Source organism: Pseudomonas sp. A2 (assembly GCF_023100865.1).
GTDB classification, from domain to species: Bacteria; Pseudomonadota; Gammaproteobacteria; order Pseudomonadales; family Pseudomonadaceae; genus Aquipseudomonas; species Aquipseudomonas asiatica.
Genome location: NZ_CP039127.1, coordinates 1,895,023 through 1,919,128 on the forward strand (window position 1 = coordinate 1,895,023; position 24,106 = coordinate 1,919,128).

Annotated in this window: 20 protein-coding genes and 4 tRNA genes; 19 read left to right on the forward strand and 5 right to left on the reverse strand. The window is 64.1% G+C overall.

The window, feature by feature from the left end; genetic code table 11:
- Positions 1–119 precede the first annotated feature (119 nt).
- The 9 genes from E5221_RS08870 to E5221_RS08910 all read left to right on the forward strand — a co-directional run bounded on the left by E5221_RS08870 (position 120) and on the right by E5221_RS08910 (position 6,117).
- Positions 120–677 carry a CvpA family protein gene (locus tag E5221_RS08870; protein WP_013971612.1) on the forward strand — a complete coding sequence of 186 codons (558 nt, stop codon included), beginning with the start codon at positions 120–122 and terminating at the stop codon, positions 675–677.
- Positions 678–719: 42 nt separating this feature from the next.
- On the forward strand, positions 720–2,225 hold the full coding sequence (purF, locus tag E5221_RS08875; RefSeq protein WP_247847147.1) for an amidophosphoribosyltransferase: 1,506 nt from the start codon (positions 720–722) through the stop codon (positions 2,223–2,225).
- Positions 2,226–2,241: 16 nt separating this feature from the next.
- Positions 2,242–3,453 carry an O-succinylhomoserine sulfhydrylase gene (locus E5221_RS08880; RefSeq protein WP_003258500.1) on the forward strand — a complete coding sequence of 404 codons (1,212 nt, stop codon included), beginning with the start codon at positions 2,242–2,244 and terminating at the stop codon, positions 3,451–3,453.
- Positions 3,450–4,223 carry an SDR family oxidoreductase gene (locus tag E5221_RS08885; RefSeq protein WP_013971614.1) on the forward strand — a complete coding sequence of 258 codons (774 nt, stop codon included), beginning with the start codon at positions 3,450–3,452 and terminating at the stop codon, positions 4,221–4,223. The genes E5221_RS08880 and E5221_RS08885 overlap by 4 nt, the downstream gene beginning before the upstream one ends.
- A 241-nt stretch (positions 4,224–4,464) precedes the next feature.
- Positions 4,465–4,540, forward strand: a tRNA-Val gene (locus E5221_RS08890).
- A gap of 66 nt (positions 4,541–4,606) precedes the next feature.
- Positions 4,607–4,683 (forward strand) — tRNA-Asp (locus E5221_RS08895).
- A gap of 99 nt (positions 4,684–4,782) precedes the next feature.
- Positions 4,783–4,859: transfer RNA gene (locus E5221_RS08900), tRNA-Asp, on the forward strand.
- Positions 4,860–5,000: 141 nt separating this feature from the next.
- Positions 5,001–5,077 (forward strand) — tRNA-Asp (locus E5221_RS08905).
- Between the two features lie 200 nt (positions 5,078–5,277).
- Positions 5,278–6,117: a DUF2242 domain-containing protein gene (locus tag E5221_RS08910; protein WP_247847149.1), complete on the forward strand. Its 840-nt coding sequence runs from the start codon at positions 5,278–5,280 to the stop codon at positions 6,115–6,117.
- Positions 6,118–6,324: 207 nt separating this feature from the next.
- Here the strand turns inward: E5221_RS08910 and E5221_RS08915 are convergent, their stop codons facing one another.
- Entirely contained in the window at positions 6,325–7,194 is an 870-nt protein-coding gene (locus tag E5221_RS08915) for a DMT family transporter (protein ID WP_061552337.1), read from the reverse strand.
- 121 nt (positions 7,195–7,315) lie between these two features.
- Here E5221_RS08915 and E5221_RS08920 point away from each other — a divergent pair, with 121 nt between their 5' ends.
- Positions 7,316–8,725, forward strand: coding sequence for a PLP-dependent aminotransferase family protein (locus tag E5221_RS08920; protein WP_061552336.1), 1,410 nt, complete (start codon positions 7,316–7,318; stop codon positions 8,723–8,725).
- A 350-nt stretch (positions 8,726–9,075) separates the two neighbouring features.
- On the opposite strand, the gene E5221_RS08925 is transcribed toward E5221_RS08920, so the two are convergent.
- Positions 9,076–10,116: an AraC family transcriptional regulator gene (locus E5221_RS08925; RefSeq protein ID WP_247847150.1), complete on the reverse strand. Its 1,041-nt coding sequence runs from the start codon at positions 10,114–10,116 to the stop codon at positions 9,076–9,078.
- Between the two features lie 4 nt (positions 10,117–10,120).
- Positions 10,121–11,239, reverse strand: a complete 1,119-nt coding sequence (locus E5221_RS08930; protein ID WP_013971619.1) for a nitrilase-related carbon-nitrogen hydrolase — start codon at positions 11,237–11,239, stop codon at positions 10,121–10,123.
- 191 nt (positions 11,240–11,430) lie between these two features.
- Between E5221_RS08930 and E5221_RS08935 the strand changes: the two genes are divergently transcribed.
- Together E5221_RS08935 and E5221_RS08940 are read left to right on the forward strand one after the other, a co-directional pair.
- Positions 11,431–13,467: an NADPH-dependent 2,4-dienoyl-CoA reductase gene (locus E5221_RS08935; protein WP_247847151.1), complete on the forward strand. Its 2,037-nt coding sequence runs from the start codon at positions 11,431–11,433 to the stop codon at positions 13,465–13,467.
- A 149-nt stretch (positions 13,468–13,616) separates the two neighbouring features.
- Positions 13,617–14,507 (forward strand): pyridoxal-phosphate dependent enzyme, encoded by an 891-nt coding sequence (locus E5221_RS08940; RefSeq protein ID WP_061552333.1) that lies wholly within the window; start codon positions 13,617–13,619, stop codon positions 14,505–14,507.
- On the opposite strand, the gene cybB is transcribed toward E5221_RS08940, so the two are convergent.
- Together cybB and E5221_RS08950 are read right to left on the reverse strand one after the other, a co-directional pair.
- Complete coding sequence (gene cybB, locus E5221_RS08945; RefSeq protein ID WP_013971622.1) at positions 14,498–15,043, reverse strand: cytochrome b561; 546 nt, start codon at positions 15,041–15,043, stop codon at positions 14,498–14,500. The two genes, E5221_RS08940 and cybB, sit on opposite strands and share 10 nt — an antisense overlap.
- A 224-nt stretch (positions 15,044–15,267) precedes the next feature.
- Entirely contained in the window at positions 15,268–16,200 is a 933-nt protein-coding gene (locus E5221_RS08950; protein WP_247847153.1) for a DUF1853 family protein, read from the reverse strand.
- An 88-nt stretch (positions 16,201–16,288) separates the two neighbouring features.
- Here E5221_RS08950 and E5221_RS08955 point away from each other — a divergent pair, with 88 nt between their 5' ends.
- From E5221_RS08955 to E5221_RS08985, 7 genes are all read left to right on the forward strand, one after another.
- Entirely contained in the window at positions 16,289–17,179 is an 891-nt protein-coding gene (locus E5221_RS08955; protein WP_013971624.1) for an NAD(+) kinase, read from the forward strand.
- Positions 17,179–18,150 (forward strand): metallophosphoesterase, encoded by a 972-nt coding sequence (locus E5221_RS08960; RefSeq protein ID WP_013971625.1) that lies wholly within the window; start codon positions 17,179–17,181, stop codon positions 18,148–18,150. Before E5221_RS08955 ends, E5221_RS08960 begins: the two co-directional genes overlap by 1 nt.
- Positions 18,147–19,034, forward strand: coding sequence for a rhomboid family intramembrane serine protease (locus tag E5221_RS08965; protein ID WP_023662506.1), 888 nt, complete (start codon positions 18,147–18,149; stop codon positions 19,032–19,034). The genes E5221_RS08960 and E5221_RS08965 overlap by 4 nt, the downstream gene beginning before the upstream one ends.
- Positions 19,035–19,047: 13 nt before the next feature.
- Positions 19,048–19,308, forward strand: a complete 261-nt coding sequence (locus E5221_RS08970) for a DUF1315 family protein (protein WP_003260154.1) — start codon at positions 19,048–19,050, stop codon at positions 19,306–19,308.
- A complete protein-coding gene (locus E5221_RS08975) occupies positions 19,305–20,135 on the forward strand; it encodes a DUF2797 domain-containing protein (RefSeq protein ID WP_061552330.1) in 831 nt (276 codons plus the stop codon). Before E5221_RS08970 ends, E5221_RS08975 begins: the two co-directional genes overlap by 4 nt.
- A gap of 13 nt (positions 20,136–20,148) precedes the next feature.
- Entirely contained in the window at positions 20,149–22,806 is a 2,658-nt protein-coding gene (pepN, locus tag E5221_RS08980; RefSeq protein WP_247847154.1) for an aminopeptidase N, read from the forward strand.
- 266 nt (positions 22,807–23,072) lie between these two features.
- Positions 23,073–24,092 carry a YCF48-related protein gene (locus E5221_RS08985; protein ID WP_247847156.1) on the forward strand — a complete coding sequence of 340 codons (1,020 nt, stop codon included), beginning with the start codon at positions 23,073–23,075 and terminating at the stop codon, positions 24,090–24,092.
- Positions 24,093–24,106: the final 14 nt, after the last annotated feature.

A 24,106-nucleotide genomic window follows, 5' to 3' on the forward strand; every position in this document is an offset into this window, starting at 1 on the left:
CGATCGCGACACAAGGCCGCTCCTACAGAAGTGCGCATGCTAATCCACCCGACATTCCGCTTACTCCCAGCCCGCCGCTCTGTTAAAATGCGCCGCCTCAAACGTCTGCAGGCAGCACCGTGGCATTTACCTTGGTTGATTGGGCGATCATCGCGATCATCGCCGTCTCCACACTGATCAGTCTCAAGCGCGGCTTCGTCAAGGAAGCCTTGTCCTTGCTCATCTGGATCATTGCCGGTGCGGTTGCCTGGATGTTCGGCGGTTCGCTCTCGGTGTATCTTGAAAGCTACATCCAGACGCCGTCGATGCGCGTCATCGCCGGCTGCGCCATTCTTTTCGTCGCCACCTTGCTGGTGGGGGCCATGATCAACTTCCTCATCGGCGAGCTGATTCGCGTGACCGGGCTGTCCGGCACCGATCGTTTCCTGGGCATGGCCTTTGGCGCCGCGCGCGGGGCCTTGCTGGTGGTGGTGGCCATCGGGCTGATCAGCCTGGGGCCGGTTCAACAAGACACCTGGTGGCAGGAATCACGCCTGATACCACAATTTCTCTTGGTCGCCGACTGGTCGAAAAACCTGATCCTGGGTTTTACCGGCCAGTGGACACCTAGTGGGCTGATCGGCACTCCAGCTGATCTTCCGTTCAAGGAACAGTTGCTCGGGCCGGCAAAGCCCTGAGCACTATTCACTCAAGTTTCGTCAAAGTAGGGGTTGCGTCGCATGTGTGGCATCGTCGGTATCGTCGGTAAGTCGAACGTCAATCAGGCGCTGTATGACGCGCTTACGGTCCTCCAGCACCGCGGCCAGGACGCTGCCGGTATCGTGACCAGCCATGACGGCCGGTTGTTCCTGCGCAAGGATAATGGCCTGGTGCGCGACGTGTTCCAGCAGCGCCACATGCAGCGCCTGGTCGGCAGCATCGGTATCGGCCACGTGCGCTACCCGACGGCGGGCAGCTCGACCTCGGCCGAGGCGCAGCCGTTCTACGTCAACTCGCCGTATGGCATCACCCTGGCGCACAACGGCAACCTGACCAACGTCGAGCAGCTGGCCAAGGAGATCTACGAGTCCGACCTGCGCCACGTCAACACCAACTCCGACTCGGAAGTACTGCTGAACGTGTTCGCCCATGAGCTGGCGGTGCGTGGCAAGCTGCAGCCGACCGAAGAAGACGTGTTCGCCGCGGTTTCCCACGTGCACAGCCGCTGCGTTGGCGGTTACGCCGTGGTGGCGATGATCACCGGCTACGGCATCGTCGGCTTCCGCGACCCCAACGGCATCCGCCCGGTGGTGTTCGGCCAGCGTCACACCGACGAAGGCGTGGAATACATGATCGCTTCGGAAAGCGTGGCCCTGGACGTCCTCGGCTTCACCCTGATCCGCGACCTGGCGCCGGGCGAAGCGGTATACATCACCGAAGAAGGCCAGCTGCACACCAAGCAGTGCGCCGAAGCACCGAAGCTGCAACCGTGCATCTTCGAGCATGTCTACCTGGCCCGCCCTGACTCGATCATGGATGGCGTGTCGGTGTACAAGGCCCGTCTGCGCATGGGTGAAAAACTGGCCGACAAGATCATGCGCGAACGTCCCGAGCATGACATCGACGTGGTCATCCCGATCCCGGACACCAGCCGCACCGCGGCCCTGGAGCTGGCCAACCGTCTGGGCGTGAAGTTCCGCGAAGGTTTCGTCAAGAACCGCTACATCGGCCGTACCTTCATCATGCCAGGCCAGGCCGCGCGCAAGAAATCGGTACGCCAGAAGCTCAATGCCATCGAACTGGAGTTCCGCGGCAAGAACGTGATGCTGGTGGACGACTCGATCGTGCGCGGCACCACCTGCAAGCAGATCATCCAGATGGCCCGCGAAGCCGGCGCCAAGAACGTCTACTTCTGCTCCGCAGCTCCTGCCGTGCGCTACCCCAACGTCTACGGCATCGACATGCCGAGTGTTCACGAACTGATCGCCCACAACCGTACCACCGAACAGGTGGCCGAGTTGATTGGCGCCGACTGGCTGGTCTACCAGGACCTGCCGGACCTGATCGACTCGGTCGGTGGCGGCAAGATCAAGATCGATCAGTTCGATTGTGCGGTGTTCAACGGTGAGTATGTCACTGGCGATATCGACGAAGCCTACCTCGACCGCATCGAGCAGGCTCGTAACGACCTGGCCAAGGCCAAGAACCAGGCGGTCAGTGCGATCATCGACCTCTACAACAACTGATTTCGGGAGCGACGGCATGACGGATCAATGGGATGCCGGACGACTGGACAGTGACCTCGAGGGTGTCGGTTTCGACACCCTGGCGGTGCGCGCCGGTCAAAACCGTACACCGGAGGCCGAGCACAGCGAAGCGCTGTTCCTGACCTCCAGCTATGTGTTCCGCACGGCTGCCGATGCGGCCGCACGCTTTGCCGGCGAAACGCCAGGCAACGTCTATTCGCGCTACACCAACCCGTCGGTGCGTGCCTTCGAGGAGCGCCTGGCGGCGATGGAAGGCGCCGAGCAGGCTGTGGGCACCTCCACCGGCATGGCGGCGATCCTCGCCGTGGTGATGTCGCTTTGCAGTGCCGGTGACCATGTGCTGGTGTCGCAGAGTGTGTTCGGCTCGACCATCAGCCTGTTCGAGAAGTACTTCAAGCGCTTTGGCGTGCAGGTGGACTACGTGCCACTGGTCGACCTCGCCGGCTGGGAAAAGGCCATCAAGGCCAATACCAAGCTGCTGATCGTCGAATCGCCGTCCAACCCGCTGGCAGAGCTGGTCGATATCACCGCGCTCAGCGAAATCGCCCATGCCCACGGCGCCATGCTGGTGGTGGACAACTGCTTCAGCACCCCGGCGCTGCAGCAGCCGCTGAAGCTGGGTGCCGACATCGTGTTCCACTCGGCCACCAAGTTCATCGACGGCCAGGGCCGCTGCATGGGTGGCGTGGTTGCCGGCCGTGCCGAGCAGATGAAAGAAGTGGTGGGCTTCCTGCGTACCGCAGGCCCCACCCTCAGCCCGTTCAACGCCTGGATCTTCACCAAGGGCCTGGAAACCCTGCGCCTGCGCATGCGTGCGCACTGCGAAAGCGCCCAGCTGCTGGCCGAATGGCTGGAGCAGCAGGAGGGCGTGGAGAAGGTGCATTACGCCGGCCTGCCGAGCCACCCGCAGCACGAACTGGCCAAGCGCCAGATGAGTGGCTTCGGTGCGGTGGTCAGCTTCGAGGTCAAGGGTGGCAAAGAAGGCGCCTGGCGCTTCATCGACGCTACCCGGGTGATTTCCATCACCACCAACCTGGGTGACAGCAAGACCACCATCGCCCACCCGGCCACCACCTCCCACGGTCGCCTGACGCCGCAGGAGCGTGAAGCCGCGGGTATCCGCGACAGCCTGATCCGGGTTGCCGTGGGCCTGGAAGATGTGGCCGACCTGCAGGCCGACCTGGCGCGCGGGTTGGCGGCACTGTGATTGAAATTCGCGGCGGCACGCCCGGCCATAACGGCCGGGTAGCCCTGGTGACCGGTGCCGCACGCGGCATCGGCCTGGGTATTGCCGCCTGGTTGATCTGCGAAGGCTGGCAGGTGGTGCTCAGCGACCTCGACCGCCAGCGCGGCGCAAAGGCGGCCAAGGCGCTGGGTGACAATGCCTGGTTCATCACCATGGACGTTGCCGACGAGGCCCAGGTCAGCGCCGGGGTGTCGGAGGTGCTGGGGCAGTTTGGTCGCCTGGACGCGCTGGTGTGCAATGCGGCCATCGCCAACCCGCACAACCAGACCCTGGAAAGCCTGAGCCTGGCGCAGTGGAACCGGGTGCTGGCGGTCAACCTCAACGGCCCGATGCTGCTGGCCAAGCATTGTGCGCCGTACCTGCGTGCGCACAATGGGGCGATCGTCAATCTCACCTCCACCCGGGCACGGCAATCCGAACCCGATACCGAGGCCTACGCAGCGAGCAAGGGCGGCCTGGTGGCCTTGACCCATGCCTTGGCCATGAGCCTGGGCCCGGAGATTCGCGTCAATGCGGTGAGCCCGGGCTGGATCGATGCCCGTGATCCGTCGCAGCGCCGTGCCGAGCCGTTGACCGAGGCGGACCATGCCCAGCACCCGACGGGCAGGGTAGGGACGGTGGAAGACGTGGCGGCCATGGTTGCCTGGCTGTTGTCTCGGCAAGCGGCGTTCGTCACCGGCCAGGAGTTCGTGGTCGATGGCGGCATGACCCGCAAGATGATCTACACCTGAGCCTTGTGCATATCCTGTACCGGCCTCTTCGCGGGCACGCCCGCTCCCACAGATGCAGCGCAGTTCTCAAGACCTGTGCGGTACCTGTGGGAGCGGGTTTACCCGCGAAGAGGCCGCCACAGGCAACCGAACCGCTTTTTGCTCCTTTCTGAAAAAAATTCAATGGGGCTATTGACTTAGCTTCGCCACCTGCGTAAATTTCGCGGCCTCAGCGAAGCAAACGCAACAAGCAACATCGCGAGGGTGATTAGCTCAGCCGGGAGAGCATCTGCCTTACAAGCAGAGGGTCGGCGGTTCGATCCCGTCATCACCCACCACTTCCTGAGATGTTCCTGGTGCTTCAGGTTTCGCAAGAAACCGATAGCCAGAGAGGAACGCACTGCGCAGCGGTAGTTCAGTCGGTTAGAATACCGGCCTGTCACGCCGGGGGTCGCGGGTTCGAGTCCCGTCCGCTGCGCCATTTTTCAGTATCAGATGGGTGCCTGGCACCGGTCTGAAGCCACAAGGTAAACGCCTTGGGCTGATCCCAGTTTCAATCGGGCGAAAGCCTGAACGATACGCAGCGGTAGTTCAGTCGGTTAGAATACCGGCCTGTCACGCCGGGGGTCGCGGGTTCGAGTCCCGTCCGCTGCGCCATCTTCGTTTCAAGGTCCCTTGAACACCTTGAAGCAAACACAAAAGGAGCGATCACGTTATCGCTTTTTTTGTGCCTGTCCTGAGGCCATCGCGCCGGAAGGGTAGACCCAGGTTTCAATCGGGCGCAAGCCTGAATGATACGCAGCGGTAGTTCAGTCGGTTAGAATACCGGCCTGTCACGCCGGGGGTCGCGGGTTCGAGTCCCGTCCGCTGCGCCATCTTCGCTTCGAGGCCCCTTGAACGTCTCGAAGCCACGAGAAAGCGACCTTAGGGTCGCTTTTTTCGTTTTTGCGTCTGGCAATTGCCGCCCTTGATCCAGATTTACACGAACCTGACAGACTCTTCACCGATCAGCGGTTCCTGTGCCTGCCTGCTGTGTTGCACAATAGGCACCTTCTTGACTTACCCGGAATTCGCAATGACCAGATCTTCCGTCTTTGGTGCGCTCGGGCTGGCCCTGGTGCTGGCGGGCGTGACCGGTTGTTCCTCGAAAAAAGCCGCCGTCTACGAGCACGAGAACTTCGATGACTCGGGCACCTTCTCGCGCAGCTTCCCGGTGAGCGATGCCGGCTCCTGCGAGGCCGCCCGACGCGCCTTGCTCAGCCAGGGTTACATCATCACCAGCAGCGGCGCCAACCAGGTGGTGGGCAACAAGAGCTTCCAGCAGAACAGCGAGAACCACCTGCAGATCAGTTTCAACGTCACCTGTGCGCCGGATGTGAGCGACGAGCAGCGTTCGACCATGTTTGCCAACGCCCTGCAGGACCGCTACGCCCTGAAAAAGTCCAACACTTCCGCCAGCCTGGGCGTTGGTGTACTGGGGTCGGTTTCGATGCCGATCGGCTCCAGCGACGACTCGATGGTCAAGGTGGCCAGCGAGACTGTGACAGCGGCGCAGTTCTATGATCGCTATTTCGCCCTGGTTGAAAGCTACCTGCCAAAGCCCAAGCCTAAACAGGAGAGCAAGGCCAAGGTCGAGGAGCCCGCGCCGAAGGTCGACGCGCCAGCGGCTGCCTTGGGGCTGCCGGAGCAGGCCGCCGCAGCGCCGATGGCTCCGGCCCCGGTGGCGGCGCCTTTGGTTGAAGCGGCGCCAGCCCCGGCCCCTGTAGCCCCGGCCAGCGAGGCGGTAGCAGCGCCGGTGCTGGATGACAGCCAGGGCTCGCAGCCAGTGGCGCCGCCGGCTGAGGCTGCGCCTATTGAAGTACAACAGCAAGCACAGCCTGCCGAGGCCGCTGAGCCCGCGTCCCCCGCCCTCTGATGGCTTGCCTGTAGGGGTAAACCCGCTCCCACAGGTACTGCGCAGTTCTCAACATCTGCGCAGTACCGCCATGGGGCAAAATCCTCCGTGCCCATGAACTTGGCCCTGTGCTGTGCAACTGCCCCGGTCCGAACAGCTTACGGAGGTCCCCAAGGCGCGCTGCGGCTTGGCGAAGCCTTCCCAATTCGCTTTTTTCTGAATCGACAGCTACAAGGCGTACTTCTTGGCCCCGGCAACACAGATGACAGCCCCCAGCGTCACCACAAGCATCATCCAGCTGACCTGTTCGTGCAGCAGCAACGCTGCCAGCCCAAGCCCCATGAACGGCTGAAAGAGTTGCAACTGGCCTACTGCTGCAATGCCACCCTGGACCAGCCCTCGGTACCAGAACACAAAACCGATCAGCATGCTGAACAGTGAAACGTAGCCGAGGCTGAACCACGCAGGGGCGCTTACTCTGGCGAAGGCATCTGGTGTCGGAAGATTAGTGATTGTCAGTAGTAGCATCAGCGGCAACGCCACCAGCAACGCCCAACTGATCACCTGCCAACCCCCCAACGTCCGCGACAGCCGCGCCCCTTCGGCATAACCCAACCCACAGACGATGACCGCCGCCATCATCAGCAAATCGCCCAGCGCCGATGCCTCCCCACCATTCATAAGCGCATAACCAACGACGATTCCGGCACCCGTCAACGAGAACAACCAGAACAGTGGCCGAGGTCGCTCACCGCCCCGCAGCACGGCAAACCCTGCGGTACACAGCGGCAGCAGCCCGACAAAGACAATGGAATGCGCAGAGGTTACATGCTGCAGGGCCAGTGCCGTCAGCAGCGGGAAACCGATTACCACGCCCAACGCTGTTACCGCCAATGACCACAGGTCACCACGTTCAGGGCGAGGCTGGCGCAGCACAAGCAAGAAAAGCGCCCCCAACAGAGCGGCAATCGTTGCCCTGGCACAGGTCAGGAACGTCGGTTCGAAGGCCGTCACTGCCACACGGGTGGCCGGCAGCGAGCCGGCGAAGATGGCGACGCCTATGAAGCCGTTGATCCATCCGCTTGTTGATTTTTCCATCGCCCAGTCCTCGATAAGTCTGGGTTCAGTACATCACTGACGCGTTCACCAAGGCCATGTACAATCCAATACAGTTTGACCGAACTGTTATGCACATTAATCCAGCACAGTTGAGGGTGCGATGAAACGCAGTGGAACGCTGATTCGGACCGTCATGGGTGAGGTGCAGGCGAGGATAGCCTCCCGGACCTACACACCCGGTACGCGGATCCCTTCGGTCCGGGCAATGGCGCAGGCCATGCAGGTATCGGTTTCTACCGTACTTGAGGCCTATGAACGGTTGATGGCAGAGGGGGTGCTCAGCGCCCGCCCTGGCTCTGGCTACTACGTGGCAGGGCCCGTGGCGCCCTTGGCACTGACCGAACTCGGCCCCAGGCTCGATCGTGAGGTCGACCCGCTGTGGATCTCGCGGCAGTCTCTTGAAACCTCCAGCGATGCGCTGAAACCAGGGTGCGGGTGGCTTCCTGCCTCCTGGATGTACGAAGCCGGCATGCGTAAAGCGCTGCGAGTCGCTGCCCGTTCCGACACGGTAAAACTGGCCGAGTACGCGTCGCCGCTCGGGCATCCGCCGCTCAGGCAGTTCCTGTCGCGACGGCTGGCTGGCATCGGCATCGAAGCCCCGCTGGAACAGATCATGCTCACCGAGTCGGGCACCCACGCCATCGACCTGATTTGCCGTTTTCTGCTGGAACCGGGGGACACGGTCCTGGTCGACGACCCCTGCTATTTCAATTTTCACGCACTGCTCAAAGCCCACAGGGTGAAGATTGTCGGGGTACCTTACACGCACACGGGCCCGGACATCGAGGCGTTCGGCGCAGCCCTGCTCAGGCACGCACCCAGGTTGTACATCACCAATTCCGGCATCCACAACCCAACCGGGGCCAGCCTGTCCCCGGTCACCGCGCACAGGCTGCTGAAGCTGGCCGACACCTCTAGCCTGGTGATCGTGGAGGACGACATCTTCGCGGATTTCGAGAATACGCCCGCGCCACGGCTGTCTGCCTTCGACGGCCTCTCGCGTGTGATTCAGATAGGCAGCTTTTCCAAGACCATCTCTGCTTCAATCCGATGCGGCTACATCGCCGCCCGTGGTGAATGGATCGAGAGCCTGGTCGACCTGAAGATCGCGACCACCTTCGGCGCTGGACGCTTGGCCGCGGACATCGTCTATCAAGCGATTACGGATAGCGGGTACCGAAAACACATGGAAGGTGTCCGCCACCGGTTAGGCGAGGCAATGGACAGAACGGTGCCGAGGCTTCAGGCCATTGGTATCAAGCCGTGGATGATTCCCCAGGCAGGCATGTACCTCTGGTGCCAGCTCCCTCAAGGCAAGGATGCAGCAACGCTGGCCAGGGCCTGCCTGAATGAAGGTGTAGTGCTGGCGCCCGGTAATGCGTTCAGCCAATCCATGACGGCGGGGGATTTCCTGCGCTTCAACGTTGCTCAATCGGGTGACGGCAAACTCTACGAAGTGTTGAAAAGGGCGCTGAGTGCGCAGTCGCCAGAGCACTTAGTGCCAGGCTGAGCTTGTCATGGGGCACACCTGCGGCGACAGAAATGGCTACGGCATGCTCGCGCACTGCACGGGGGAGCACAGCCAGCACTGCGCACGCGTAGTTCGGCTTGGGCCTGCCGTCTAAAGCCTGCATGACCTACAAACGGCTAATATCAAGTAGCACGGGGCTAACGATTGCTGGGCACCGGATCATAAGCTTGTCATGATTCCTTCATCCTTCCTGACTAGGGTGAGGCGACAGTTACCAGGAAAAATGAGTGAAGAGGGCTTAGGGCTATGGACGAATACCAAGAAGAACTTCTCGAATTCCAGGCTTATGAACTGGACACCCCGGAACCGGCTGACGACGCTACAGAGCTCTAGCCCGCCCGCCGCTGGCTGCGGCGAAACTCTCCCGGTGTAAGGCCCGTCCAGCGCTTGAACGCGCGCTGGAAGGCCTCGGCCGACGCAAACCCCAGCAGATAGGCAATCTCGCCGAAGGCCAACTCCGTATCGCGAATATAGGTCTCGGCCAGGTCGCGCCGTGTTTCACTGAGCAGGTCGCGAAAGCGCGTGCCTTCCTCGGCCAGTTTGCGGCGCAAGGTCCAGGTCGGCAGTTGCAGGTGCAGCGCCACTTCTTCCAGGTCCGGTTCACGGCCACCATTTAGCAACGGGCCCAGCAGGTGGGTAATGCGCTCACCCAGGCTGCGCACCCGCGTACGCTGCAGCATTTCCGCCTCGCACAGCTGTAGCAGGTGCTGCCAGGTGCTCGGGCAATGCCTGGGGTTGGCCAGCTGCAGCGTGGTCCGGCTCAGGCGCAGCTGGTTACTCGCTGCTGCGAACTGCACGGGTGTGCTGCACAGCGGCTGGTAGCGCGCGGCATAGGCGGGTGCGGCGAACTCGATGTCCATATGTTCGGCCTGCACGGTCGTACCGGCCAGGTCGGCAAGCTGGGCGAGCCAGCCGGCAAGTAGCGAATCGACCACGAAACGGTTGTAGGCGTTGTAGGGGCTGATGGAGTAGAAGCGCAGCCAGGCGCCCTGGGCATCTTCCTGAAAACTGGAGTGGCCGCGGTAGTTGGCGGCGTATAGCGGTTCGAAGCGCAACAGGGTACGTGCCGCCTCGCCCAGGTTCGGTGCCTGGGCAGCGGTGACCCCGGCCAGGCCGGCATGCGCCAGGCGGCTCAGGCGCCCCATGTGCAGGCCCAGCGCGGCCTCGCCGCACAGCTCGATGGCAGCGTGCCCCAGGTGCATGTAGCGCGGGATCGACAAGCGCGCACCGGCTTCGCCCAGGCGTGCCGCGTCCAGGCCATAGCGGCGCAGCAGCGGCTCGGGGTCGTGGCCCAGTTCACGCAGGGCCTCGGTCAGCGGTTGGACAAAACCAACCGACAGGTCACCCAGGCGCACGCGGGGGCGGGCCATGGGCTTACAACCACAGGTTCAACAGGCGGGCTCCAGGGCTGGGGGTGCCTGCCAGCAATTCACCCGCCTGGCGGGCAAAGCCCTGGCCGTCGCTGCCCTGTTCCCAGAACTGCCCGCGCATGAACACGCTCATGCTGCTGACGCTGGTTCCGGCCGATTGGGTCAGTCGCTGCCATGCAGCCTGTTCGCTGACTTCGCCGCGCCGCAAGGGCAGCCCGGCGCTGGCATCCTGATGGCGATTGCCGCGCCAGGGCGCTTGCCAGCTGCCCTTGCCGCTGAGGAACACCGGGTTGGCGATCAGTTGTACTGCCTGTTGGGCCAGTTGTTGGTGGTTTTCCGGGTACCAGCTGTCGCTGCCCACCAGCACGCCCAGGCGCCCGGCAGGGGTTTGCAATACCTGCAGCGGGTGCTGGCGGCCATCGTGCACATAGCGGCGCATTTCGCTGTCGGGGAACTGCTGGCGTTGCGGTTGGCCCAGCAGCGAGCCGTCGCCGGCGAACACCACGCTGCTGTTGAACAGCGGGCCGCTGCCGGCATGCAGCACGCCCTGTTTCACGTAGGGGGCGGGCAGCACGATGGAGCCGGCCACCAGTGTGACATTGAATTCCTTGGCCAGGCCACCGAACAGTTGCTGGTAGTCCGCAGCCATCTGCTCGGCTTTCATGCGCAGGTGCGCGTCGGCGCGCCAGTCGTCCCCGTCGGCACGGAGCATGGCCAGGCCATAGCGCAGCGGGTTGCTCAGTTCCAGCCATTGCAGGGCTTCGCGGCTTTGCGTGACTTGATAAAGCTCGTTCTTTTCGCCACGCGCCCACAGCCAGGTGCCGATGTGCTCGGGTAGCACCACCACCGTGCGCGGGCCGACCAGCCCTTGGGTGCGGGCTTGCTCCAGGTAGGCCGCGAGCTTGCGGTGCAGGCGTTGCAGGTTCTGGTAGTCGCCCGGGAACAGCAGCGGTTCGACGCCAAGCAGGTTGCCGTGCTCGCCCGGCACGCCATGGTTCAGCGCCAGTTCGATGCGCAGGTCGGACAGGTAATGGCCTTCCGGGCGCTGCTGGGTCCAGAAACCGTAGCCGCAGAGGGCGGCGATCATCACCAGCGCCAGGGCGCTTGCCAGGAGTTTTCGCATGAAGCAGGACAGCGCCTTGGAAACAAGAGTTTCCTAGGGTAGTCGCGCTGTGCGCGAGGATCAATAACTTGTCAGTTTCGATCATTGAGCCCGTTCAAACGTCTGTTTAATGTCGCAGGCAGACAAACGACGGGGTCCGCCAGCCGGTGAGGCACCCGCATTCCGTGAATACGCCACCTGGGGACCTTTCCATGGCCGCCGACCGCTACCCGCACCTGCTCGCACCGCTGGACCTGGGCTTCACTACCTTGCGCAACCGCACCCTGATGGGCTCGATGCATACCGGCCTCGAAGAGCGCCCGGGCGGCTTCGAGCGCATGGCGGCGTACTTTGCCGAGCGCGCCCGCGGTGGCGTCGGCCTGATGGTCACCGGCGGCATCGCGCCCAACGATGAGGGTGGGGTGTATTCCGGGGCGGCCAAGCTCAGCACCGAGGAAGAAGCCGACAAGCACCGCATCGTCACCGAGGCGGTACACGCTGCCGGCGGCAAGATCTGCCTGCAGATCCTGCATGCCGGGCGCTACGCTTACAGCCCTCGGCAGGTGGCACCCAGCGCGATCCAGGCGCCAATCAACCCGTTCAAGCCCAAGGAACTGGACGAGGCGGGTATCGAGAAGCAGATCGCCGACTTCGTCAATTGCGCGGTGCTGGCCCAGCGCGCCGGTTACGACGGCGTCGAGATCATGGGTTCGGAAGGCTACTTCATCAACCAGTTCCTCGCCGCCCACACCAACCACCGCACCGACCGCTGGGGTGGCAGCTATGAAAACCGCATGCGCCTGGCGGTGGAGATCGTCAACCGGGTGCGCGGCGCGGTCGGGCCGAACTTCATCATCATCTTCCGCCTGTCGATGCTCGATCTCATCGAGGGCGGCAGCACCTGGGACGAAATCGAGCTGCTGGCCAAGGCCATCGAGCAGGCCGGCGCGACCTTGATCAATACCGGTATCGGCTGGCACGAAGCGCGTATCCCGACCATTGCCACCAAGGTGCCGCGTGCGGCCTTCAGCAAGGTCACCGCCAAGTTGCGCGGCGTGGTGAACATTCCGCTGATCACCACCAACCGCATCAATACTCCGGAGGTGGCCGAGGCGGTGCTGGCCGAAGGCCATGCCGACATGGTCTCGATGGCACGTCCGTTCCTGGCCGACCCGGACTTCGTCAACAAGGCCGCTGCTGGTCGCGGCGACGAGATCAACACCTGCATCGGCTGCAACCAGGCCTGCCTGGACCATACTTTCGGCGGCAAGCTGACCAGTTGCCTGGTCAACCCGCGTGCCTGCCACGAGACCGAGCTCAACTACCTGCCTGTGCGCACCGTGAAGCGCATTGCCGTGGTCGGCGCAGGCCCGGCCGGCCTGGCGGCAGCCACGGTGGCGGCCGAGCGCGGCCACGCGGTGACCCTGTTCGATGCCGCCAGCGAGATCGGCGGGCAGTTCAATGTGGCCAAGCGGGTACCGGGAAAGGAAGAGTTCCATGAAACCCTGCGTTACTTCCGCAACAAGGTCAAAAGCACGGGCGTGGACTTGCGCCTGAACACCCGGGTCAATGTGCAGGCCCTGGTGGACGGTGGCTACGACGAGATCATCCTGGCCACCGGCATCGCCCCGCGCACGCCGGCTATCCCCGGTGTCGAGCATGCCAAGGTGCTCAGCTACCTCGACGTGCTGCTCGAGCGCAAGCCGGTGGGCAAGGCTGTCGCGGTGATTGGTGCGGGTGGCATCGGTTTCGACGTTTCCGAATACCTGGTGCACCAGGGCGTGGCCACCAGTCAGGACCGTGAGGCGTTCTGGAAGGAGTGGGGCATCGATACCCATCTGCAGGCACGTGGTGGCGTGGCCGGGATCAAGGCCGAGCCGCATGCCCCGGCGCGGCAGGTGTACCTGTTGCAGCGCAAGAAATCCAAGGTGGGTGACGGCCTGGGCAAGACCACCGGCTGGATTCACCGCACCGGGTTGAAGAACAAGCGGGTGCAGATGCTCAACAGCGTCGAGTACCTGGGCATCGACGATGCCGGCCTGCACATTCGCGTGGCCGATGGCGAGCCGCAGGTGCTGGCGGTGGACAACGTGGTGATCTGTGCCGGGCAGGAACCGCTGCGCGAACTGCAGGACGGGCTGGTGGCGGCGGGGCAGTCGGTGCACCTGATTGGTGGGGCCGATGTGGCGGCCGAGCTGGATGCCAAGCGGGCGATCAATCAAGGTTCGAGATTGGCGGCTGAGCTCTGAGATCGCCGGGGCCGCTTTGCGGCCCTGTGGGAGCGGGTTCACCCGCGAATAAGGCTGCGCGGTGTATGGCACTGGCTGCGCCGGTGTTCGCGGGTGAACCCACACAGGGACGCAAAGCAGCCCCAGGCTTTCACTGGTAAACTCGCACGATGCACTTTGACCTGCCCCAAGCCCCCCTGCAGCCCCTGATCCTGCCCTGGCTGCAACAAGCCCAGGTAGAAGCCGCCATCCTGCGCCTGGACCTGATCGACCCGCTGATCAGCGGCAACAAATGGTTCAAGCTACGCCATCACCTGCAACAGGCCAGCGCCAGCAACGCCCCGGGCCTGATCAGCCTCGGCGGCAACCATTCCAACCACCTGCACGCCCTGGCCGCTGCCGGCAAGCGCTTCGGCTTTGCCACCGCCGGCCTGCTGCGTGGTCACGCCCAGGACACGCCAACCGTGCGTGACCTGCAGACGCTGGGCATGGAACTGCACTGGCTGGGCTATGGCGGCTACCGCGCACGAAACCAAGCGGGTTTCTGGGACCCTTGGCAGGCACGCTACCCGGGTTGGCACTGCATCCCCGAAGGGGGAGGCGGGCTTGCCGGTGCACAGGGTTGCGCGCTGATCATGCAGCAGGCACGGGCGCAGATCGCGGCACTGGGCTGGTCGGGTTACGACGCCTGGTGGCTGGCTACCGGAACGGGGACTACCCTGGCCGGTCTGGTAATGGCCGAGGCGGGCGCACATGTGGTGCATGGTGCATTGGCGGTACCCAGGGACCATGGTGTGCCGGAGGCGGTAGCAGCACTGGCCGGCGCGCATGGCTACCAACTGCACGACGCCTGCCGTGGCGGTTTCGGCAAATTCGACGCTGATCAGTTGGCGTTCATCGCTGATTGCGAGCGGCACACAGGCGTGCCGCTCGAAGCCCTCTACACCGGCAAGGCTCTGCTGGCCCTGCGTGAGCAGGTCGAGGCCGGGCTGTTCGCGCCCGGCACCCGCCTGATCGTGGTGCACACCGGCGGCCTGCAGGGCCGGCGCGGTTACTTGTAGGGCAGCATGCGCAGCAGCGTGTTGTCGCGCTGCACATAGTGGTGATAGAGCCCGGCCAGCGCGTGCAGGCCGATCAGCCAGTAGCCCCAGCTGCCGATGCGTTCATGCCAGCCTTTGATGAACTTGGCCTGGTCGGGATTCGGGCCGATCAGGTGCGGCAGCTCCAGGCCGAAGAACGGCACTGGTTTGTCGGCGGCACTGAGGATCAGCCAGCCGGCCAGCGGCAGGATGATCATCAGCAGGTACAACGCCAGGTGCATCAGGTGCGCGAGGCCGGTCTGCCAGGCCGCAGGCTTGGGCACGATGGGTGGAGTCGGGCGGCTCAGGCGGATGGCCAGGCGCAACCAGACCAGCACGAACACGCTGAGCCCGAGCATGAAGTGCAGGTCCTTCATCAGGTTGCGTTCGACGCTGTCCTTGGGGAACAGGCCACGCAGTTCGATTAGGGCGTAGACAGCGGCCAGCAGCACCAGCATCAGCCAGTGCAGGGCGATGGACAGGCGCGCGTAATGGGTCGTGGGGGTGGATGAAACCATGATCGGTCCTCGTCATCAGGTCGGAATAGCGCTCTTGCCGGCGCTCAGGAAGTACTGTAGTGGCTACGGGGTAACAAATCTTTGCGCCAGGTCTGTGAAAATTGTGTTGTCTGCACCGGCCCTTTCGCGGGTGAACCCGCTCCCACAGGCACAGCGCTGAGCCAGAGACCTGTGCAGTACCTGTGGGAGCGGGCAAGCCCGCGAAGAGGCCGGAACAGCCTGCATCATGCCTCGGGTGTAAATGGCCAACTGTCAGCCACCAGAAACACCCGCTCGGCCTCCTGCCACGCCCCGTCAGCCTCTTGCTCCAACCTCACCAGCAACTGCGCCGGAGCCTGCCGTTCCAGCACATGCAGCCACGCCGCAAACTGCTCCACCGCCCAGCACTCATGCGCCTCGACCCGCGCCGGCGCCAGCCAGGCATGCCGTTGCAGCGGCTGCCATTGCTCACCTTCGCCCATGACCCAGTCCCGCCGCCGCAACCAGCGCCCGCGCAAGTGCTGCGGGTTGGCGCCCTGTGGTGGCTGCGCATGCCCGGGCCACGGGTAGAACAGATAGCCACCCAGCCACACATGCGCCTGCACCTGCTCCACCCCCAGCCGGGCCAGCACCTCGCGGCTGTGTGCCCCCGCCGACATGGGCAACTGGTGCCGTGCCAGGTGCGCCAGTTTGCTTCCCAGTCGGTCATGGCAGCCTGGCCCTAGCCAGGCGTCGGGGTCGTGCCCGGGGTGTTCCGGACCCAGGTACAGCTTGATGGCCAGTTCCAGGTGGTGCACACCATCGCGGTCGCGCAGCACCACATCCAGCTCGCCCAGGGTGCGCCCGCCTTCGCGAATCGCCAGGTTGGCCGCCAGCAGTTCGATGCCCGGGGCCTGGCCCAGGGCGAATTGCCACAGCCGTTCGTAGTAGTGCCCCAGGCGCCGGCTACCCAGCTGCGCCAGCCAGTCGCGCAATGGGCGGTCATTGTCATCCAGCGCCCGCAGCCAGTCTGCCAGGCGCTGTGGCTGGTCCGCCCACAGGCTGCCCGCCAGCGGGTGGCGCTGGGGGCAGGGCGGGGTGCTGAGCAACGGGGGCGACAGCAGGGCCCAGGCCAGGTCGCGCACGTTGGGGCGGCGTAGCTGCCGGGGCAGGTCGTGGAGCAGGGCGAATGGCATCATCCTGCGAGCATAGCCGGTTTGCCGCTACCCGGTGGTTTCGCCCATAATCGCGGCATAGTCACCCGCCGCAGAGCCTCGCAGGAGCCCCATGGAGCAATTTCGCAATATCGGTATCATTGGCCGCCTTGGCAGCTCCCAGGTGCTCGACACCATTCGCCGACTGAAAAAATTTCTTATCGAGCGCCACCTGCACGTGATCCTCGAGGACACCATCGCCGAAGTGTTGCCTGGCCATGGCCTGCAAACCTCCACCCGCAAGCTGCTGGGCGAGGTCTGTGACCTAGTCATTGTGGTCGGCGGCGACGGCAGCCTGCTGGGCGCCGCCCGCGCCCTGGCCCGGCACAACATTCCGGTGCTGGGCATCAACCGTGGCAACCTGGGCTTCCTCACCGACATCCGCCCCGACGAGCTGGAAGAGAAGGTCGCCGAAGTGCTCGACGGCCACTACCTGGTGGAAAACCGCTTCCTGCTGCAGGCCGAGGTACGCCGCCACAACGAAGCCATCGGACAGGGTGATGCGCTGAACGATGTGGTGCTGCACCCGGGCAAGTCCACGCGCATGATCGAGTTCGAGATCTACATCGATGGCCAGTTCGTCTGCAGCCAGAAGGCCGACGGCCTGATCGTCGCCACCCCCACCGGCTCCACCGCCTACGCGCTGTCGGCCGGCGGCCCGATCATGCACCCCAAGCTCGATGCCATCGTCATCGTGCCGATGTACCCGCACACCCTGTCGGGCCGGCCGATCGTGGTCGACGGCAACAGCGAACTGAAGATCGTGGTGTCCAAGGACCTGCAGATCTACCCGCAGGTATCCTGTGACGGCCAGAACCACTTCACCTGCGCCCCCGGCGACACCATCACGGTGAGCAAGAAACCGCAGAAGCTGCGCCTGATCCACCCGCTGGACCACAATTACTACGAGGTCTGCCGCACCAAGCTCGGCTGGGGCAGCCGGCTGGGAAGCAGGGACGACTGATGCTCGATCCGGCGCGTAGTTTCGACATCATCGGTGACGTGCACGGTTGTGCGCTGACCCTTGAACGCCTGCTCGACGCCCTCGGTTACAAGCGTGTGGCAGGCGTGTGGCGCCACCCGCGGCGCCAGGCGCTGTTCCTTGGCGACATCGTCGACCGCGGGCCACGCATCCGCGAGGCGCTGCACATCGTCCACGACATGGTCGAGGCCGGCCAGGCGTTCTGCATCATGGGCAACCACGAGTACAACGCGCTGGGCTGGGTCACCCCGGCACTGCCTGGCAGCGGCAAGGCCTTTGTGCGCGAGCATACGCCACGCCACGCCCGGCTGATCGACGAAACCCTGACCCAATTTGCCCACCACCCCGCTGACTGGCACGACTTCGTCAACTGGTTCTACGAATTGCCGCTGTTCGTCGACGCCGGGCGTTTCCGCCTGGTGCATGCCTGCTGGGACCCGCGGCTGATCGAGCCGCTGCGCCAGCAGTACCCCGACGGGCGCATCGACGAACACTTCATCCAGGCCTCGGCGGTGAACGGCAGCTTTGCTGCCACCGTGTGCAACCGCCTGCTGCGCGGCACCGACATGCGCCTGCCGGACGGCCTGACCCTCACCGGTGGCGACGGCCTGACCCGTGCCTTCTTCCGTACCAAGTTCTGGGAAGAAGACCCGCAAACCTACGGCGACATCGTGTTCCAGCCAGACGCCCTGCCCGCGGAAGTGGCCAGCACCCCGCTCAGTCACAGCCAGAAGAACGCCTTGCTGCGCTATGCCGAAGACGAGCCCATGCTGTTCGTCGGCCATTACTGGCGCAGCGGCCGCCCGGCGCCGATCCGCGCCAACCTGGCCTGCCTGGACTACAGCGCCGTGCTCTATGGCAAGCTGGCCGCCTACCGGCTGGATGATGAAACCCGCATCGACCCGCACAAGTTCGTCTGGGTCGACGTCGACCGCCCACAGGCCAACCAATGAACATTATCGAAGTGATGCGCCTGCCGCTGTCGGTCGACCTCAGCGGCTTCGTTCACCTGCTGCAGCGCCTGCAGGTGCCGCACCGGGTCAGCGAGGAGGGCGATGCCCAGGTGCTCTGGGCCCCCGACACCCTGGCCGCAGACGTCCGCGAACTCTACCAGCGCTACCCCGACGGCAACGCCGACCTCGAACTTGCACAGGACCCTGTGGGAGCGGGTTTACCCGCGAATAGCCCCACACAACCCTCCCTGGCAGAACAGGCCAAAGCCTGCAAAGTCACCACTATCACCCTGCTGCTGTGCTTCATCGTCGCCGGCCTCACCGGCCTTGGCGACAATTTCACCACCATCAGCTGGTTCACCTTCCTCGATTTCCGCGTCCAGGGCGACTACCTGTACTTCAGCCCGCTGGCGCAAAGCCTGGACCAAGGCCAGTGGTGGCGCCTGGTATCGCCCATGCTGCTGCATTTCGGCGTGCTGCACCTGGCCATGAACAGCCTGTGGTACTGGGAGCTGGGCAAACGCATCGAACTGCGCCAGGGCCCGTGGGCGCTGCTGGGCCTGACCCTGCTGTTCAGCCTGGTGTCCAACCTGGCCCAGCACTACAGCAGCGGGCCGAGCCTGTTCGGTGGCCTGTCCGGCGTGCTGTACGGCCTGCTCGGGCACATCTGGCTGTACCAGTGGCTGGCACCCGACCGTTACTTCAACCTGCCCAAGGGCGTACTGGTGATGATGCTGATCTGGCTGGTGGTGTGCCTGAGCGGCGTGATCGACACCCTGGGCCTTGGCCAGATCGCCAACGCTGCCCACGTCGGCGGGCTGCTCATCGGATGCCTGACCGGGCTCTTGGGTGGGGCGCTTGCCCGGCGTAAACTGTCGGCTTGAATCAGGAGACACTATGTCCACTTTCGCGCAAATGATCGAAAACATCACCCCGGAAATCTACGAGAGCCTGAAACTGGCCGTGGAAATCGGCAAATGGTCGGATGGCCGCAAGCTCACTGCCGAGCAGAAAGAGCTGTCGCTGCAGGCGGTAATCGCCTGGGAGATGAAAAACCTGCCCGAAGACCAGCGTACCGGCTACATGGGCCCGCAGGAATGCGCCTCGAAGTCCGCGCCGATCGCCAACATTCTGTTCAAGTCGGACTCGGTACATTGATCGAACTCGCTCGTGGCTCGTTGAGCAAGATGGCGGTAAGCCTGCAGGCGCCAGTGGTGCAGTACAGCTTTCGCCTTGATGACACGCAGGTGCCGGTCAACCCGTTTATCGGCCAGCGCCTGCGCCTTGAGTATCTTGGCGCCATTCACTGCAGCCATTGTGGCAAGCGCACCAAGACCAGCTTCAGCCAGGGTTACTGCTACCCGTGCATGACCAAACTGGCCCAGTGTGACGTGTGCATCATGGCCCCGGAAAAGTGCCACTATGACGCCGGCACCTGCCGCGAACCGTCGTGGGGCGAACAGTTCTGCATGACCGACCATGTGGTCTACCTGGCCAACTCGTCGGGGATCAAGGTCGGTATCACCCGCGCCACCCAGCTGCCCACCCGCTGGCTCGACCAGGGCGCCACCCAGGCCCTGCCGATCGTGCGCGTGGCCACCCGCCAGCAGTCCGGCCTGGTCGAAGACTTGCTGCGCAGCCAGGTGCCGGACCGCACCAACTGGCGCGCCCTGCTCAAGGGCGATGCCGAGGAGCTCGACCTGGTGGCCATTCGTGAACAGGTCTTCGACGCCTGTGCCGATGGCCTGCGCGAGCTGCAGGGGCGCTTCGGCCTGCAGGCGATCCAGCCGCTGGCCGACGCCGAAGTGGTGCAGATGAAGTACCCGGTCGAGGCCTACCCATCGAAGATCGTCAGCTTCAACCTCGACAAGGACCCGGTAGTGGAAGGCACGCTGCTGGGCATCAAGGGCCAGTACCTGATCTTCGACACCGGTGTGATCAATATTCGCAAGTACACGGCCTACCAGTTGGCCGTGCTCCAGTAAAAAGGACCTGCACATGCGTACCGAACAACCGCAAGTGATCTACCTCAAGGATTACCAGGCGCCCGAGTACCTGATCGACGAGACGCACCTGACCTTCGAGCTGTTCGAGGACCATACCCTGGTTCACGCGCAACTGGTCATGCGCCGCAACCCGGCACGCGGTGCCGGCCTGCCGCCACTGGTACTCGATGGCCAGCAGCTGGAGCTGCTGCGCGCCTCGCTGGATGACCAGGAACTCCAGCCGGGCGACTACCAGCTCGACGCCGACGGCCTGACCGTGCAGCCCAAGGCCGAGCGCTTCACCCTCGACACCAGCGTGAAGATCCACCCCGAGAGCAACACCGCGCTGGAAGGCTTGTACAAGTCGGGCAAGATGTTCTGCACCCAGTGCGAGGCCGAAGGCTTCCGCAAGATCACCTACTACCTCGACCGCCCGGACGTGATGAGCACCTTCACCACCACGGTGATCGCCGAGCAGCATCGCTACCCGGTATTGCTGTCGAACGGCAACCCGATCGGCAGCGGGCCGGCAGACGATGGTCGCCACTGGGCGACCTGGGAAGACCCGTTCATGAAGCCGGCCTACCTGTTTGCCCTGGTGGCCGGTGACCTGTGGTGCGTCGAGGACAGCTTCACCCGCCAGTCCGGCCGTGACGTGACCCTGCGCATCTATGTCGAGCCCGAGAACATCGACAAGTGCGACCACGCCATGGTCAGCCTGAAGAAGTCCATGCGCTGGGACGAAGAAGTCTATGGCCGCGAGTACGACCTGGACATCTTCATGATCGTCGCGGTCAACGACTTCAACATGGGCGCCATGGAAAACAAGGGCCTGAACATCTTCAACTCCAGCTGTGTGCTGGCCCGTGCCGAAACCGCCACCGATGCCGCCCACCAGCGCGTCGAAGGCGTGGTTGCCCACGAGTATTTCCACAACTGGTCGGGCAACCGCGTCACCTGCCGTGACTGGTTCCAGCTGTCGCTGAAGGAAGGCTTCACGGTGTTCCGCGATGCCGAGTTCAGCGCCGACATGAACTCGCGCACGGTCAAGCGCATCGAAGACGTGGCCTACCTGCGTACTCACCAGTTCGCCGAAGACGCTGGCCCCATGGCCCACCCGGTGCGCCCGGACAGCTTCATCGAGATCTCCAACTTCTACACCCTGACCGTGTACGAGAAGGGCGCCGAAGTGGTGCGCATGGTTCGTACCCTGCTGGGCGCAGACGGCTTCCGCAAGGGCAGCGACCTGTACTTCGAACGCCACGATGGCCAGGCGGTGACTACCGACGATTTCATCAAGGCCATGGAAGACGCCAACGGCGTCGACTTCACCCAGTTCAAGCGCTGGTACAACCAGGCCGGCACCCCACGCCTGGAAGTCAGCGAGGCCTATGACGCGGCCGCGCAAACCTACAGCCTGACCTTCCGCCAAAGCTGCCCGCAGACCCCGGACAAGGCCGAAAAACTGCCGTTCGTGATCCCGGTGGAGCTTGGCCTGCTGGATGCCGCAGGCGACGACCTGCCGCTGCAACTCGCCGGCGAAGATACGGCGCAGGGCACCAGCCGCGTGCTGTCGGTGACCGAGGCCGAGCAGACCTTCACCTTCCAGGGCATCCAGGCCAAGCCGCTGCCGTCGCTGCTGCGTGGCTTCAGTGCACCGGTCAAGCTGAGCTTCCCCTACGACCGCGACCAGCTGATGTTCCTGATGCAGCACGACAGCGACGGCTTCAACCGCTGGGAGGCGGGGCAGCAGTTGTCGGTGCAGGTGCTGCAGGAGCTGATCGGCCAGCATCAGCGCGGCGAGGCACTGAAGCTCGACCAGCGCCTGATCACCGCCCTGGGCACCGTGCTCGGCAACGAGTCGCTGGACCCGGCCATGGTTGCCGAAATGCTCTCGCTGCCGGGTGAGGCCTACCTCACCGAGATCAGCCAGGTGGCCGACGTGGACGCCATCCATGCTGCCCGCGAGTTCGCCCGCCAGCAGATCGCCGAGCAGCTGTTCGACGCCCTGTGGGCGCGCTACCAGGCCAACCGCGAAGTGTCGCGCAGCACCGCCTACGTGGCCTCGGCCGAGCATTTCGCTCGCCGCAGCCTGCAGAACATCGCGCTGTCGTACCTGATGCAGAGCGGCAAGCCGCAGGTGCTGCAGGCGACTTTGGAGCAGTTCGAGCACTGTGACAACATGACCGAGCGCCTGACCGCCCTGGCCGTGCTGGTCAACTCGCCGTTCGAGGCCGAGCGGGCCAAGGCGCTGGAAGCCTTTGCCGAGCACTTCAAGGACAACCCGCTGGTCATGGACCAGTGGTTCAGCGTGCAGGCGGCCAGTACGCTGCCGGGCGGGCTGGCGCGGGTCAAGGCGCTGATGCAGCACCCGGCGTTCACCCTGAAGAACCCGAACAAGGTACGTGCGTTGATCGGCGCCTTTGCCGGGCAGAACCTGGTCAACTTCCATGCGGCGGATGGCTCCGGCTACCGCTTCCTGGCGGACCTGGTGATCGAGCTGAATGCGCTGAACCCGCAGATCGCTTCGCGGCAACTGGCACCGCTGACCCGCTGGCGCAAGTATGACGATGCGCGTCAGGCCCTGATGAAGGGCGAGCTGGAGCGAATTCTGGCTTCTGGTGAGTTGTCCAGTGATGTGTATGAGGTTGTGAGCAAGAGCCTGGCTTGAGTTTTCCGTAGCCTGAACCGACCTCTTCGCGGGTAAACCCGCTCCCACAGGTCCTGCACCGCTTTCACGGGCTGTGCAGGACCTGTGGGAGCGGGTTTACCCGCGAAGCTTTTGGAGCCGACAACAAAACATAACACCCCGCCCGTTGTGTTCCCGCAAACATCCCCGCTACGATCCCCTCAAGCTATTGCGGGCCTCTAGATCAGGCTTTTCGCAGTACCTGCAGTGCATTGACCACCAGACAAGAACACAACAGGGGGACAGTCATGAGGGAACAGAACAGGCGCTTTGCCTGGCCATTGGCAGCCAGCGCGGTACTGGCGCTGGGGCTCGGCGTGTGGGCTGACAGCGTGCAAGCCGCTGCCGCCGACGAATATTCCACCGAATCGGCCAAGGCCAGCCAAAGCCTGCTGATCGACGCCACCCATGCCGGTAAGCGCCTGGTGGTAGTGGGCGATCGCGGTCATATCCTGTTCTCCGACGACCAGGGCAGAACCTGGACCCAGGCGCGGGTGCCCACCCGGCAACTGTTGACCGCAGTGTTCTTCCTCGACGACAAGCGCGGCTGGGCCGTCGGCCACGATGCGCTGGTGCTCGCCAGCAGCGATGGTGGTGCCACCTGGAGCAAGCAGTTCGAAGACCTGTCCCGCGAAGCACCCTTGCTCGATGTCGCCTTTCTCGACGCCCGGCACGGCTTTGCCGTAGGTGCCTACGGCGCCTTGCTGGAAACCACCGACGGCGGCCAGCACTGGCAGGACGTGGCCGAGCGCCTGGACAACCCCGACCAGCTGCACCTGAACGGTATCGCCCAGGTGCGTGACGCGGGCCTGTTCATTGTCGGCGAGCAGGGCGGCATGTTCCGCTCAGCCGACAACGGCCAGACCTGGGCCAAGGTTCAAGGCCCCTACGAGGGCTCGCTGTTCGGCGTGATCGGCACTGCACAGCCGCGCACATTGCTGGCCTACGGCCTGCGCGGCAACCTGTTCCGCTCCACCGATTTCGGTGACAGCTGGCAACCGATCGAGCTCAAGGCCGCACGTGGCACCCTCGAATTCGGCCTGGCAGGCGCTACGCTTGTCGAGGACGGTAGCCTGGTGCTGGTCGGCAATGGCGGCAGCGTGCTGCGCAGTACCGATGACGGCCAGACCTTCAGTGTCTACAACCGCGCCGACCGCATTGCCCTGGCCGGCGTCAGCGGCCTGGCCGATGGCGGCCTGCTGCTGGTAGGGCAGGGTGGCGTGCACCTGGCTGACCCGCAGGGTGCTGACCAGGAGGTGCGTCCATGACCAGCAGGGAGAGC

What these genes read in the sequence shown, in the direction of transcription:
- purF (WP_247847147.1), top strand. Translation starts at nt 720, where the DNA reads ATGTGTGGCATCGTCGGTATCGTCGGTAAGTCGAACGTCAATCAGGCG.
- E5221_RS08880 (WP_003258500.1), top strand. Translation starts at nt 2,242, where the DNA reads ATGACGGATCAATGGGATGCCGGACGACTGGACAGTGACCTCGAGGGT.
- E5221_RS08910 (WP_247847149.1), top strand. Translation starts at nt 5,278, where the DNA reads ATGACCAGATCTTCCGTCTTTGGTGCGCTCGGGCTGGCCCTGGTGCTG.
- E5221_RS08915 (WP_061552337.1), bottom strand. Translation starts at nt 7,194, where the DNA reads ATGGAAAAATCAACAAGCGGATGGATCAACGGCTTCATAGGCGTCGCC.
- E5221_RS08920 (WP_061552336.1), top strand. Translation starts at nt 7,316, where the DNA reads ATGAAACGCAGTGGAACGCTGATTCGGACCGTCATGGGTGAGGTGCAG.
- E5221_RS08925 (WP_247847150.1), bottom strand. Translation starts at nt 10,116, where the DNA reads ATGGCCCGCCCCCGCGTGCGCCTGGGTGACCTGTCGGTTGGTTTTGTC.
- E5221_RS08930 (WP_013971619.1), bottom strand. Translation starts at nt 11,239, where the DNA reads ATGCGAAAACTCCTGGCAAGCGCCCTGGCGCTGGTGATGATCGCCGCC.
- E5221_RS08935 (WP_247847151.1), top strand. Translation starts at nt 11,431, where the DNA reads ATGGCCGCCGACCGCTACCCGCACCTGCTCGCACCGCTGGACCTGGGC.
- E5221_RS08940 (WP_061552333.1), top strand. Translation starts at nt 13,617, where the DNA reads ATGCACTTTGACCTGCCCCAAGCCCCCCTGCAGCCCCTGATCCTGCCC.
- cybB (WP_013971622.1), bottom strand. Translation starts at nt 15,043, where the DNA reads ATGGTTTCATCCACCCCCACGACCCATTACGCGCGCCTGTCCATCGCC.
- E5221_RS08950 (WP_247847153.1), bottom strand. Translation starts at nt 16,200, where the DNA reads ATGATGCCATTCGCCCTGCTCCACGACCTGCCCCGGCAGCTACGCCGC.
- E5221_RS08955 (WP_013971624.1), top strand. Translation starts at nt 16,289, where the DNA reads ATGGAGCAATTTCGCAATATCGGTATCATTGGCCGCCTTGGCAGCTCC.
- E5221_RS08960 (WP_013971625.1), top strand. Translation starts at nt 17,179, where the DNA reads ATGCTCGATCCGGCGCGTAGTTTCGACATCATCGGTGACGTGCACGGT.
- E5221_RS08965 (WP_023662506.1), top strand. Translation starts at nt 18,147, where the DNA reads ATGAACATTATCGAAGTGATGCGCCTGCCGCTGTCGGTCGACCTCAGC.
- E5221_RS08970 (WP_003260154.1), top strand. Translation starts at nt 19,048, where the DNA reads ATGTCCACTTTCGCGCAAATGATCGAAAACATCACCCCGGAAATCTAC.
- pepN (WP_247847154.1), top strand. Translation starts at nt 20,149, where the DNA reads ATGCGTACCGAACAACCGCAAGTGATCTACCTCAAGGATTACCAGGCG.
- E5221_RS08985 (WP_247847156.1), top strand. Translation starts at nt 23,073, where the DNA reads ATGAGGGAACAGAACAGGCGCTTTGCCTGGCCATTGGCAGCCAGCGCG.